This window comes from Nibrella saemangeumensis (assembly GCF_039541915.1).
GTDB classification, from domain to species: domain Bacteria; phylum Bacteroidota; class Bacteroidia; order Cytophagales; family Spirosomataceae; genus Nibrella; species Nibrella saemangeumensis.
In genome coordinates, this window is the sequence record NZ_BAABHD010000084.1 from 592,114 (window position 1) to 605,251 (window position 13,138).

At 53.3% G+C, this 13,138-nt stretch carries 13 protein-coding genes; 4 read left to right on the forward strand and 9 right to left on the reverse strand.

The features are described 5' to 3' along the window. Window positions 1–86: 86 nt before the first annotated feature. Entirely contained in the window at window positions 87–1,142 is a 1,056-nt protein-coding gene (locus tag ABD949_RS30050; RefSeq protein WP_345250163.1) for a helix-turn-helix transcriptional regulator, read from the forward strand. Between the two features lie 210 nt (window positions 1,143–1,352). Here the strand turns inward: ABD949_RS30050 and ABD949_RS30055 are convergent, their stop codons facing one another. Beyond that, the gene (locus ABD949_RS30055; RefSeq protein ID WP_345250165.1) at window positions 1,353–2,627 is read right to left on the reverse strand and encodes a cation:proton antiporter; all 1,275 of its coding nucleotides are present in this window, start codon (window positions 2,625–2,627) and stop codon (window positions 1,353–1,355) included. A gap of 309 nt (window positions 2,628–2,936) precedes the next feature. On the opposite strand from ABD949_RS30055, the gene ABD949_RS30060 reads away from it, so the two are divergent. Continuing rightward, window positions 2,937–3,446, forward strand: coding sequence for a hypothetical protein (locus ABD949_RS30060; protein WP_345250167.1), 510 nt, complete (start codon window positions 2,937–2,939; stop codon window positions 3,444–3,446). Window positions 3,447–3,593: 147 nt separating this feature from the next. On the opposite strand, the gene ABD949_RS30065 is transcribed toward ABD949_RS30060, so the two are convergent. The 7 genes from ABD949_RS30065 to nusB form a co-directional block, all read right to left on the reverse strand. Next, complete coding sequence (locus tag ABD949_RS30065; RefSeq protein ID WP_345250169.1) at window positions 3,594–5,252, reverse strand: amidase; 1,659 nt, start codon at window positions 5,250–5,252, stop codon at window positions 3,594–3,596. Window positions 5,253–5,255: 3 nt separating this feature from the next. Continuing rightward, window positions 5,256–5,870, reverse strand: coding sequence for a dephospho-CoA kinase (gene coaE / locus ABD949_RS30070; protein ID WP_345250171.1), 615 nt, complete (start codon window positions 5,868–5,870; stop codon window positions 5,256–5,258). After that, window positions 5,867–6,673, reverse strand: coding sequence for a YbbR-like domain-containing protein (locus tag ABD949_RS30075; protein WP_345250173.1), 807 nt, complete (start codon window positions 6,671–6,673; stop codon window positions 5,867–5,869). The genes coaE and ABD949_RS30075 overlap by 4 nt, the downstream gene beginning before the upstream one ends. 18 nt (window positions 6,674–6,691) lie before the next feature. After that, entirely contained in the window at window positions 6,692–7,015 is a 324-nt protein-coding gene (yajC, locus tag ABD949_RS30080) for a preprotein translocase subunit YajC (protein WP_345250175.1), read from the reverse strand. A gap of 67 nt (window positions 7,016–7,082) precedes the next feature. Further along, on the reverse strand, window positions 7,083–7,436 hold the full coding sequence (locus ABD949_RS30085) for a DUF1573 domain-containing protein (RefSeq protein WP_345250177.1): 354 nt from the start codon (window positions 7,434–7,436) through the stop codon (window positions 7,083–7,085). 177 nt (window positions 7,437–7,613) lie between these two features. Continuing rightward, window positions 7,614–7,916 carry a YtxH domain-containing protein gene (locus ABD949_RS30090; protein ID WP_345250179.1) on the reverse strand — a complete coding sequence of 101 codons (303 nt, stop codon included), beginning with the start codon at window positions 7,914–7,916 and terminating at the stop codon, window positions 7,614–7,616. A 57-nt stretch (window positions 7,917–7,973) separates the two neighbouring features. Beyond that, window positions 7,974–9,110 (reverse strand): transcription antitermination factor NusB, encoded by a 1,137-nt coding sequence (gene nusB, locus ABD949_RS30095; RefSeq protein ID WP_345250433.1) that lies wholly within the window; start codon window positions 9,108–9,110, stop codon window positions 7,974–7,976. 172 nt (window positions 9,111–9,282) lie between these two features. Between nusB and ABD949_RS30100 the strand changes: the two genes are divergently transcribed. Together ABD949_RS30100 and ABD949_RS30105 are read left to right on the forward strand one after the other, a co-directional pair. After that, window positions 9,283–9,984 (forward strand): hypothetical protein, encoded by a 702-nt coding sequence (locus ABD949_RS30100; RefSeq protein WP_345250181.1) that lies wholly within the window; start codon window positions 9,283–9,285, stop codon window positions 9,982–9,984. A 124-nt stretch (window positions 9,985–10,108) separates the two neighbouring features. Further along, window positions 10,109–11,890, forward strand: a complete 1,782-nt coding sequence (locus ABD949_RS30105; RefSeq protein ID WP_345250183.1) for an ABC transporter ATP-binding protein — start codon at window positions 10,109–10,111, stop codon at window positions 11,888–11,890. A gap of 203 nt (window positions 11,891–12,093) precedes the next feature. Here ABD949_RS30105 and ABD949_RS30110 read toward each other — a convergent pair whose 3' ends face one another. Then, window positions 12,094–13,014: an aspartate carbamoyltransferase catalytic subunit gene (locus ABD949_RS30110; protein WP_345250185.1), complete on the reverse strand. Its 921-nt coding sequence runs from the start codon at window positions 13,012–13,014 to the stop codon at window positions 12,094–12,096. Window positions 13,015–13,138: the final 124 nt, after the last annotated feature.

Sequence of the window (13,138 nt, forward strand, 5' to 3'; positions counted from 1 at the left end):
AACACAAATTACGTCGGTTTAGCTCCAATTTATTTTTATTCGATTATTCGTTTACTTTAGCTAAAATTTTTGTCAAAACCGGCCTGATGAGCATTGTAAGCAATAACATAAAATATCTGCGCCGACTTAACGGACTCACCCAGGAGCAGTTTGCCCGCCGAATCGGCATTAAACGGTCGTTGCTCGGTGCCTACGAAGAAGCCCGCGCCAACCCAAACCTCGATAACCTGATGTCTATTGCCAGGGCGTTCAACACGACCGTTGACCAGCTCCTGAAGCAGGACCTGCGCAAAATAAGGGAAACGCCCGACCTGAGTATGCCACTTTCGCTGGAGCGCAATGCCGGTGAACGGTCCGGTGCCGAGCGGGCATCGGTGACGGCCCCACCCCCAATTTTTAAGGAACCGGCCGTGGAGGCTCCCCAGCCGCTGGCTAAAGTACTCGAAAAATACTACCGTGGCCCGGACCCTATCCGGGCGGTGGCGCAACGGGTTTTGCCCAGGCCGGTTTCCTTTAAAAATGGGTTGTCAATGCCTAATGGGAACGGCCTGCGGTCGCCAGAACCTCCATTGGCGTTCAATAATGTATATGAAAAAGCACCGATTTTCGACAAAACGGTGTTAACAGGCCGGTCAGACAATCTGAGTCCGGCTCGGGATGAGGGCGGTTCACAGCCGGCTATTCCCTACGTGCAGCAGTTCCAGTTCGGCGAATACCAGCAACGCCACCAGCAGTCTGATTACCTCAGTCACCTGCCCACCCTGCGGCTACCGTTGCTGCCGGCCGGCCACTATAGGGCGTTTGAGGCCGGACCGGACTTTACTTTTCCGGGGGCGCTGCTGATCGGGCAGTTTGTGCGCAACTGGTTTGATATTACCGATGGACGGCTATACGTTTTGATGGCCCGGCACCACGGCCTGTTGTGCAGGCGGGTATTCAACCAGGTTAAGCTGAAAGGAGTTTTGCTGCTGACGGACGAAAAATCGGCTACCGCCAGCCGGGAAGTGCCTTTGTCGGATGTACTGGAGGTATGGGAAGTCAAAGCCTTTTTCAGCCAGCATCTGCCGGAACCCGGTCCCAGCCTGGACCGCATCCGCCAGCTCGCCGACGAGTTGCGGTATGAAGTAGACCGACTCAAGTAGCCGGCAAAGAAAAAGCCCTCCAGTTGAAGGGCTATTTGCTTGAACTAAACCTATGATGAAAAACTACTTTCTTAGTTCTGTATATTCACTGCGTGAAAGTCTGATCGGAGCAAAGAAGTGGTTCTTTCTTATAAAAAGGAGCGGGCGGGCTTTTCTACTTTTCCCACCTGAAAAATTTTCCTTATCCCGGAAAACGAGTGTCACAATGGCCTACGTGGTCCGTTCGTCTGGTCTATGCTGCTGGTATTTGCCGGCCGGGGTACGTATCTGACGGCGATCGAGCCAGTTCATCACGGGGGTAGCCAGTGTACCGTGCAGGAAAATGGAGACCAGTACCGTGAAGCCGGTGATCGCCCATAGCGTTTCAGCTTCGGCAAAACCAGCTTTCTCAATGCCGAATGCCAGGTAGAAGAAGGACCCAACCCCCCGGATACCAAACCCGGCAATCACCCATCGTTCGCGCCAGGTTGTTTTGGTACCGATCAGCGTCAGCCAACCCGTCAGGGGCCGTACCACCAGTAACAGCAGCAAGCCCACCGCTGCGCCTTCCCAGGTAAGCGCGTCTAACAGTCCCCGCCCGATAGCTCCCCCGAACAGGATCAAGACAATTACGTTCAGCAACCGCTCAATCTGATCGGCAAACGAGTGCATGATCTGGTGGTATTCGTGCGTGCGTTCGTAGTCGCGAACGGTGACGGCGGCAATAAATACCGCGAGGAAACCGTACCCCTCCACCAGCTCGGTAAGACCATAGGCGCAGAAGGTAATGGCAATCACCACAAAACCATACGATTCAGGCTCGATCCGGATCTTCTTCGGCAATCCGAATATCAGGTACCCCAGCAGTTTACCGGAAAGGTATCCACCCAGGATACCCAGGCAAAGCCGGTATATAATATCTTTAAAAAACCAGTAATTCAGTTGCTCCTGCAGGCTGTCGAATGGCGGAAAAATGGCCAGCGCCAGGTACACGAACGGAAACGCCAGGCCGTCGTTAAGCCCGCCTTCACCGGTAAGGGCAAAGCGGACGTTGTCTTCGTCCCCTTTACCCGGACCCGCCACCTGCACATCTCCGGCCAGCACGGGGTCAGTTGGCGCTAGGGTGGCCGCCAGTAATACGGCCGCTGCGGGCGTAAGGCCGGCAATAGACCAGGCGGCCACCGCCAGCAGACCAATGGTGGCAATCATCATCAGGGTAGCCAGCCGGACCGGAATCCGCCAGCCTCTGAAGCTGTATGGCTTGTCAATCTTAAGACCAGTGCCGGTCAGGGCAACAATCACGCAAATCTCGGTCAGGTGAGTAGTAAACGACTGGTTCGCCATTGGGTTCGGCGTAGGCAGATCCAGCGGTAGCCAGAATACGAAAATACCGAACAAAACGAACAGGATAGGGTAAGAGAGAGGGTAGCGCTGAATGGAATAAGGTAGCCAGGCTACCGCCAGAATGGCAATTCCAAGAACGATTAGCAGGATGTTGTAAATCATAGCGTCTGCTATGAAACGGAATCGATCAGCTATTGTTCAGGCCAAAAAAAACGCCGGGCAATACCCGGCGACTTTCCTTCATTATCCACACCATTTTAATTTCTCTATGAAACGAAACCGATTTGCTTCCGCTTTCACATCACAATTTTCGGGGTCAAACCTTTAAATCGTGTTAAAACGAATTGAAAAGTTGATTAAAAATATGAAGATTTGCGCAAGGATCGTTTGTTGATTTGTCTAACCATTCTGTAACTTTCTTGTTTGACCACAAAAAGACATACCTTATTGTTCATCTAACCTCTTCACACTATGAAATTGACCTATTTCTTTACGATAAGACTTATCTGGGCTGCGTTGGTAACCGTGCTGGTATTTGGAGGGTCCGGTTGTCGCAACGATAAAGAAGATGTCATTCAGGATGCTGCCGACCTGCAAATCCCCGTTGGCGTGTACGACGCTTTTGTCGCTAAATATTCAAGGGAACAGGCACGCCAGGCAGCCTGGACAAGGGTAGGAAACTCCATTTGGGAAGGTCGCTTCATCCAGGGAAATGACGATATTTCGGAGCTTATCACCGAAAAAGGCGCTTTTCTCCAGGATTCGGGCCGGCTTATCCGGGGAACCGATATGCCCCAGCAGGCGTACCAATACCTGAATACGGCTTATCAGGGGTATAGTGTCCGGCAGGTGTACATCGGCGATACGGCACAGTCCGGTACCGGCTACCGGGTCCTGCTGGTTTACAATGACAATTCCAGAGTAAAAGTGGTCCGGTTCAACAGTGCCGGTGAGTTTATCCGCGAAGATATCATTGGCTAACCCGGCCGCACCGCAAGGGTATGAAGTCCCCGAAAGGGGACTTTTTTATTGGCTCTCAGTCGATACCCGGCCAGGATCAGTTAAAATCACCTGTACACTTTATTCGCGTATTCGAGCGAAAAAGCCCGAATATGGTTGGACTTATCTTTAGGGCGTAGGATGTTTCTGGTGGAAGCTGGTCGCATCCTGATACATTTTGGACACGGCCAGCAGCTTATCTTCCCCAAACAGTTGCCCCATAAACGTAATACTGGTTGGCAGCCCCTTGGCTGTAAAACCATTGGGCAGTACCACGCAGGGATGACCTGTCAGATTGGTTAGTGCCAGATTGCCTCCCCGGTAGGTGGGTGTAATGTACACATCGACACTCTTCATCCGGTGGGCCATGTCGTTGATTAGCTTAGTCCGAACCCGGTTCGCCTGAATGTACTCAACCGCCGGAATGAAGCGGGCGGCCCGGAAGTAATTTGGCCAGGCATTTTTACCCTGCCGGACCAGCAGGTCGTCTTTGCCGGAACGGGTCAACTCATCGAACGCAGCGGCCGCTTCGGCGCTCAGCAGAAAGGTAAGGCGGTTGGCCGGAATATCCGGTAGTTCAAAGGGAACCAGCTCGGCTCCCAGTCTCCTGAGCGTTTCCAGCGTTGCGGCATCGTTGGCTTTGGTTGGATATTCCTCATCAAAGGCTTTTTTCAGGTAACCAATCCGAACACCTTTCAGGGTGGTTAACGGCGCGTACCGGAATGGGGCGGCTATAACCGTGGGATCGTGACCGTCGGGTCCGTAGATGGCGTTGAAGACCAGCGCACAATCCTCGACCGAGCGGGTCATCGGTCCAATTTTGTCCATCGACCAGCTCAGGGCCATGGCACCATGCCGGCTTATCCGCCCGAAGGTAGGCCGCAGGCCCGTTACGCCATTGATGGTAGCAGGCGAGACAATCGACCCCAGCGTTTCGGTACCGATGGCAAACGGCAGCAGTCCGGCCGATACGGTGGAACCTGATCCTGCCGATGAACCACTGGAGCCCGTTTCGGTATTCCACGGGTTACGGGTCATGCCGCCAAACCAGACATCGCCCATGGCCAGTTCGCCCAGGGTGAGTTTGGCACAGAGCACGGCCCCCGCGTTTTCCAGGCGCTGCACCACCGTCGCATTATAGTCCAGCACCTGGTCCTTGTAGGGAACAGAGCCCCACGTAGTATTGTAACCTTTCCGGGCCAGCAGGTCTTTGGCCCCGTACGGAATGCCATGCAGCGGTCCCCGGTATTTACCGGCTCTGATCTCAGCGTCGGCCCGTCGGGCCTGCTCCAGCGCTAAGTCCTCCGTCAGGGTGACAACCGCCAGGAGTTTAGGGTTATAGGTCTTTAATCGGTTCACAAAGAATTTCGTCAGCTCTTCGGAGGTAATCTGCCGGGTGCGGATCAATTCTCCCAGTTGGGCAACGGTATAGAACGCCAGTTCGTTGCGGCTGGCCGGCAGCGTTACTCTACCCACCGCACTGGCTTTGAACGAGCTCGGGCCCTGTGGTAGGTTGAACCCGGCCGGCAGCGGATTGAAGTACAGGGCCGGGGCTACGTCATTCGGCAGGTCGATTTTGCGGATGGCCTCGTAGTCGTTGCGGGTGTCGTTCAGTTCGTCGAGCATGGAGTCCCGTTCGGTGGGGGTGAACGTGAGACCAAACACACGCGAAGCGGCATCGATCATATCCGAGGTCAGGGGCTTTTTCGGATCATCGGGGGCGGTCAGAAAAGCGCCGGCCACGAAGCTTATCGCGCAGGCCGCTAGGGGCAAAACAATCTTTCGCATCGGTTAAGAACGTTGGCTTTCAAAAAATTCGTTGTGAAGGTGTACGATCTGTGGAATCAGCAGATGGCGCTCGTCATTATAAAGGATGTAATCGGCCATTTTTAACCGCTCCTCATCGCTGATCTGGCTGTTAATGATGTGGCGAATATCCAATTCGGTCCGGTGCGGGTCCCGTCGGAGAATGCGCTGAATCCGGATGTCGACCGGTGCCTGCACGACAATGACTTTGTCGAGCGTATTACCATCGCCGGCGGCCCGCATCAGAGCGGCCTCTTTGATAACGTACGGCTGCTCACGGTGGCTTTCTGCCCAGCTGATCGTATCGGCGAAAACGCGGGGGTGGATCAGCCCGTTCAGCCGGGTGAGCAGGTCAGGATCTCTAAAAACCTGGGCCGCTACCCACGGACGGTTATACCGTCCGGCTTCGTCGTACGCCTGTCCGCCAAGTAACCGGATGATATCCGCTTTGAGAATAGGATCGTGGTTGGTCAGCCAGATCGCGCGTTTATCTGCTTCATAAACGGGGGCTCCCAGGGCTTCAAATACCCGGCAAACCGTACTTTTACCCGAGCCAATGCCACCCGTCACACCAATTTGTAAGGGACGTTGCCGGTTCATTGTGATCGGTTGGTTCGGTTTCGGGTACGACTCGTCCGGACTCCGGGCCGCTCGGTGGTCCGGTTAGCAGGCCCCGGCATGGCTGCCGATACTGTTTGGGGAGCCGTTGGCGGCAGGGGAGATAGCAGCTCAGCGACTTCAAAGCTGACAAACACGCGATTGGTGCTGGTTCGTAACTGCGGATGCTGGAAGGCCAGTATCGGTATCTCTTCGTCGTAATTATCCGAAATCCGCTTCCGGGGAATCTGCAGGCGGACGGTGTCGGGCAGGCCGCTTACCAGCCGCTCGGGACCACCCACCTGAATATGGGATGGGGTAATGTTAATGACGCTCGTAATAACAAACTGGGGTGCCATATCAATCCGGGCGCTATCGGCGATGATGCGGACTGATTTGATCATCCGGCGGTCAAAGGCAACTTCCAGGGTGTCTGCCAGCACATAATTTACCCGTACGTCCTTGATCTGGTCGGCGAAAGCGGCTGTTAGCGATGAGGTATTGATGGCCGAAGCCCGCAGCGGATTGCGCACGTAATAATCGACCGGTTTGGCCTGCAGGGGAAGCAGCGAATGGCCCAGCAGTTCCCAGCCAACGCCCGACACGTTTACGGTGATTGTTTGCGGCAGGGGAGAAACCGGAATATAAAGCGAATCATCGTAGATAAACCGGATCGGATACTCCACGTTCAGTGAGTAATAATCCCGGTTCAGGGAGTTCATCATCCAGAACAGGGCAGCCGCCAGCATACTGACCAATATTTTGGTTAGCCGGATAGGTCGGGGCGTTGGTATTGCTTTTGCCAAGGGGCTTCTCGACAATGGTTATGCCTGAGCAGGTTTGGTTGATGCTTCGCGGGAGATGGCTGTTTTCTCAAACGTCAGCTTAACCCCCCGGTCTACTTCCAGCGTGATGGTATTGCCTTCCATGGCCGCGATCCGGCCGTGGAGACCGCCGATGGTAACCACGCTGTCGCCTTTTTTCAGGTTTTCAATAAAGGATTTCTGCTCTTTTTGCTTCTTCTGCTGGGGGCGGATCATAAAGAAGTAGAAAACGCCGATGATACCTACCCACAACAATACATTGTAGATCATGGAGGTAGTTTGGTCGGGCTGGGCGGCTTGGGCCTGCAGGAGGATCAGTTGCATAGGTTCAGTGAGATTTTGAAAAGCAGGCAGTGCCGGTTCCGTTAAGCACCGGCACTGCGGGATGTTATCAGGAAACCGATTTTTGGGTAGAATCAGCTTCGGTATATTTGGGGTTTACCATAACCCTGAACTGAAGGTCGGTAATTGCCGGATCGGTGTTGGCAAAGATGCTGACCGTCTTGTACTGTTCACCGCGTTTACTCCGGCTGTTGAAGCGGACTTTGATAGACGACTCGGCACCCGGTGCGATCGGCTCACGGGGCCACTCGGGCATTGTACAACCGCACGAGGCCGTAATATTGTTGATGATGAGCGGAATGTCGCCGGTATTCACAAACTTGAATACGTGCTCCACCGTATCGCCCTCGGTAATGGTTCCGAAATCGTATACTCCTTTTTCGGCAAAGGTAAGTTTGGGCATCTTTCCGGAAGCGGTTTTTTCTTCCGATGTTTCTGCCTGCTGCTGACGATTATCACAACTAAACTGGCCAACACCAAGACTCGCGATTGCCAGTAGGTAAAGCCATTTTTTACAGGGAACGAACATGGCTGTTATGGAACGAATGAATACTTCAGGCTTTTAAGTGAATAACACAGGTTATGAATTCTGACGCTTGATCTGGGCCATCAGCCGGTCAACATCCTCCAGGAGTCGTTCGGCTTTTTCGCGGGCATCGTTTACAACCCGTTGCCCTTCGGTTTTAGCAAAGCTTTCGGGCAGATCGCTGGTCTCCAGTAAGTCGGCCAGCAGCTGCTGTAATTGCTCCCGGTACTTCGACAGGCGGTACGACAGTTTATCGCGGGTGACGGCTCCTTTCTCGGGAGCATACAGAAGACCAAAAAGAGCGCCGGTAGCGGCTCCGGTCAGAAAGAATGCCAAATCTCGGCTGTTTCTGCTCATAGCGTGTATTCAGATGAATGAGTTGTAATACTAACGAAAATCCTGAACGGTCAGGCATCAGCGGTTATCAATTAATCCGCGACCGCTCTTCCGGAGCTTGCCCTGAGCCGTCAGTTTTTCGGACAAGTTATCCAAAATTCCGTTGACAAACTTACCGCTTTTCGGTGTGCTGTAGGCTTTAGCCAGCTCAATATATTCATTAATCGTTACTTTGACCGGAATGTTTGGAAAGTTAAGCAACTCGCAAACGGCCAGTTTTAAGACAATCATATCGAGCATGGCTACGCGCTGCACATCCCAGTTTTTTAGCTGGTCGGCCAGCAGTTTTTCGTACTCATCGTCGTTCTCCAGCGCTTTCTGATACAGCGTTGTCAGAAACTGCTGGTCCTCTTCCCAGTCGTCGGTGAGCGGTTCCAGCTGGAGGCCGCCGGCGCTCTGCTCCGACTTCAGCGTCCGGATGGCGAGGCCACGGATTACTTCACTGTTCTCGGTCCAGCTCAGATCAATCTCCGCCAGAAAGTTCCGGAATACCTCATGCTTGAAGATCAGCTGACGCAGTACATGCTGAGCCAGTTGCTGATCCTCATCAGGTGTGTGGGTCCGTCGTTCGCAATAAGAACGGTAAGTGTCATCGGCTTTCAGCACTTCCCGGTAGGCTTTGCGGATAAAGTTGACTTCCTCAGACCAGTTGATGTTCCGGCGAATGGCTTCGGTTTCCAGAGGTTTGTGCGCTGCCAGCGCCTGCACGACCCGGTTTTTGTCCAGACCGGATTCCTGCGGAAAGGGTTTTTCGTCGGGGTCCGGATACTGGCGTTCCCGGTCGATGCGGGCTGCCTGACCGAGTTCGGGTAGTAACAGCAGCACCCGCAGATAGCCGCTGTAAATGCCTTTGACTTCCTCGATCAGCGTCTGGGAGAGGTGCTGACGGTCTTTTTTAGACCGAATCTGGTAAAACGTCAGGGCGTCATTGGCGGCTTTTAGCACCTTGGTGGGTGCGTCTTCATCTTCGGCCGCTTTGTTTTCCTTCACTGCATCCTGAAACAACAGGGAAGCCAGCTGCCGGAAGCCTTCCAACTGCCGGCGGTCCTGCGGTTCCATGGAGTTGAGATCCGGCTGAAACAAATCACTGATGCCGTCCAGGGCCAGTTGCTGGTTCGATAATTCCGCCTGCCGTAAGGCATACAGGGCCTGCATCACTTTAATTCTGAGTAACCGTCTGCTCAACATCCCGCCAATTCACTGTTTAGTCTGCTAACTCTACCGATAAGAAAAAGAACTTCCCGGAAAAACGTTGCAAAATTACGGCCTTTTCGCTAGTTTTCCCAACCGAAACTAAATCGCTTAACCTTATCGTCCTACTTGTACTATGTTTAATAAACGTTGGACGGCCTGCATCCGGAGTGCGTTTGTATTTATCTCCGTTGCGGGTCTGATGTCGGCTTGTAGTCCGTCTAACTATCCTTTCTTTCAGCCACAAAGTGGCTTCCGTTACGAAATTTCCGTTAATGTCTCTCCGCCGTTGATCAGTGAAACCGATTCCCTGCCGGTCGCTGCCCCATTAAAGGAAACGGCCCCTCCGGTAGGCCAGCAAAGTGAGATGACGACTACGTCACCGGCGGCCGTTTTTTCGGCTCTGCCACCCAAACCGCGCATCAGTCAGCAGCTCAGCCGGAATCCGGATGTTGCTCAGAAGCCCCGCCATGGTGTTTTTGCATGGAAAGAATCGGTACAATATGCGGAGAAGAAGCTTACACCGGCAGAGCGTAAAGCGTTTAACAAAACCCGTCGCATACCCACGCTGAACTGGATTGCACTCGGTGGAAGTCTGATCCCTTACGCTATCCTGATTCTGGCCCTGACCTCCGGTTTTGCCTGGGCTGCGGGTATGGTATTCTCGCTGGGTTCCGTGTTAGCCGGTATTGCGGGGCTCACCAAAATCAGCCGCAATCCTGAAAAATACCGGGGTAAAGGCTGGGCCATCAGCGGCATCCTGCTGGCGACCGGGTTCATGGGTATTGCCCTCCTGGCCCTGGCGGCATTGTCGACATCACGGGTAATCTGGGAGTAGCGTTTTAATGAACAATGGATAATGAGTAGCGCTAAGTATTCTCATTATCCATTGTTCATTAATCCCGTTTTGCAACCTTTCCTGCGCTGAAACTGTTACGACCGGAAAAGCCTCTCCGTCGATTGTGAAAGCACTATCCCACCTGAATAAATACCTGCTGAAATACAAATGGTACCTGATCTGGGGTACCCTGTTTACCATCATCTCCAACTTATTCGGCATTTTTCCGGCGCAGTTAGTGCGTTATTCGCTGGATCTGGTCCGGGAGACGCTGGATATCTATTACCTCTACGATAAAACGGAACTTCAGTCTGCCTTATACAAGATATTTGCCTTCAGCATTCTGTTATACGGTATCCTGATTCTGGTGATGGCGCTGTTGAAAGGTTTTTTCCTGTTTCTGGTGCGCCAGACGCTTATTGTTATGTCGCGGCATATCGAGTATGATCTCAAGAACGAAATCTACGATCACTACCAAACCTTACCCTTGAGTTTTTACCGCCGGCATAACACTGGTGACCTGATGGCCCGTATTTCCGAAGATGTCAGTAAGGTCCGGATGTACCTGGGGCCATCGATTATGTATGGCCTGAACCTGATTACCCTGTTCATTCTGGTTATATCGTACATGGTGTCGATCAACGCCAGGTTGTCGTTGTACGTGCTGCTGCCGCTGCCGCTGCTGTCTGTCGCTATTTATATTGTCAATAATATGGTGATTCGGCGGTCGGAAGAAATCCAGCGGAGTCTGTCGCGGCTGTCAACCACTGTGCAGGAGGCTTTTTCGGGTATCCGGGTGCTGAAGGCGTTTGTGAAAGAAGACAAATCGGCCGAAAACTTTGCGCGCGAAAGTGATCTGTACCGGCAGAAGTCCCTGCAACTGACCAAAGTTGATTCCCTGTTTTTTCCGCTGGTGGTGCTGCTCGTCGGGCTGAGCAATGTGCTGGTGGTGTACGTGGGCGGGCAGGAGGTTATGTCGGGCCGGCTGACGCCGGGTAATATTACCGAATTCATCCTGTATGTATACATGCTGACCTGGCCGGTGATGGCGCTGGGCTGGACTACCAGCCAGACGCAGCGGGCGGCCGCTTCCCAACAGCGGATCAATGAGTTTCTGGCGTATAAAACTGAGATCGTTTCGGAGAAGAACCTGAAACGGGAGATCGAGGGCGCGCTGGAATTCACTCACGTCAGGTTCGTGTATCCCGACTCCGGTATTGTGGCCCTGAAAGACTTCTCCATGCAGGTGAAGGCCGGTGAGTCGGTCGCCATCCTGGGGACCACGGGTTCGGGTAAGAGTACCATTGCCAACCTGTTGACCCGGATGTACGATGCCTCCTCGGGAGAAATAAAAGTAGATGGCGTTCCAATTCGGGATTATAACCTGACCTCATTGCGGGAGCAGATAGGCTATGTACCGCAGGATGTATTCCTGTTTTCCGAGAGTATCAGCAACAACGTGCGGTTTGGTAAGCCCGACATGTCGCAGGAGCGTATTGAGCAGGCCGTTCGTGATGCTGATCTCTACCAGAACATTGTTGATTTTCCGGAGGGCTTCGAAACACGCATCGGTGAGCGGGGTATTACGTTATCGGGTGGTCAGAAGCAGCGGTTGTCCATTGCCCGCGCCATTGCCCGCGACCCAAAGATCCTGATCCTGGACGATTGCCTGTCGGCGGTCGACACTAATACTGAAAACATTATTTTAAACAACTTGAAGCGGATTATGGAGAACCGCACTTCCGTCATTATCTCCCACCGCGTCTCCTCCGCCAAGCTGGCCGACAAAATTATTGTGCTGGACGATGGCGAAATCGTAGAACAGGGCTCCCACGAAGAATTGCTGGCGCATAATGGTGCCTATCGGGAGTTGTACGAGAAGCAGTTGCAGGCTGAAGAAGCGTGAGAATGGGCTAAAGTTCCAGCGTTACTCCAAACTCCGGCAGCACATCCTCTCCGGACAGCTCGACTACAGCGTTGGTTTTAATCTCGATCGAGCCGTTGGCCCGGTCGATCAGCCAGCCCGGTCGGCAGCCATTCTCCCAAGCTTTTTTTGTGAATATAACACGTACCCCCGGACTTTAGTCCGTGACCAGGCAAAATTTGTCGTTACAACTGCGCCAGCAGATACAGGACCGCCATGCGCACGGCTACCCCATTTTCCACCTGATCCAGGATGATGGAGTGGTGCGAATCGGCGGCATCGGAGGTCAGTTCGACGCCCCGGTTGATCGGGCCGGGGTGCATCAGCACAATGGGCCGGTCCAGTTCGTCCAGCATCTTTTTGTTGATGCCGTAATACAGCGAGTATTCCCGCAGAGAGGGGAAGTATTTGATCTGCTGCCGCTCCAGTTGAATCCGCAGGACGTTGGCCACATCACACCAGGCCAGGGCCTCCCGCACATTATGGGATACCGTTACACCCAACGCTCCAATGTACTTTGGAATAAGGGTAGTCGGTCCACAGACCATCACCTCAGCACCCTGCCTTTGCAGGCAGAAGATGTTGGAGAGTGCCACGCGGGAATGCAGAATATCACCGATAATGGCAATACGCTTGCCGGCAACGTCGCCCAGCTTTTCGCGGATCGAGAAAGAGTCGAGTAGTGCCTGCGTAGGGTGTTCGTGGGTACCGTCGCCGGCGTTGACCACATTGGCGTTGATACGGCTGGAGAGGTAATGCGGGGCACCGGGGCTGGCGTGGCGCATGACGATCATATCGACTTTCATGGCCAGGATGTTGTTTACCGTATCGAGCAGAGTTTCGCCTTTCTTGACCGAACTGCCAGACGCCGAAAAGTTGATCACATCGGCGGAGAGACGTTTTTCGGCCAGTTCAAAGGAAAGACGGGTACGGGTCGAATTCTCAAAAAAAACGTTGGCAATGGTAATGTCCCGGAGGGAAGGAACTTTCTTGATGGGGCGGTTGATCACATCCTTAAACTCGCGGGCCGTATCCAGAATAAGCTGAATGTCGTTTTCGGTCAGGTTCTTGATGCCCAGCAGGTGTCGGACGCTGAGTTGTTGCATGAGGTTTGTGGAGCAAAGTTTGGCAAAGATAGCGTTCGGCCTGTATGAAGTCAAAGAACCTCCTATGACAAGCCTCCTCGGGTTAAGTGGGTTATTCAACAGCGTTTAAGGTAGCTTTCGAGTA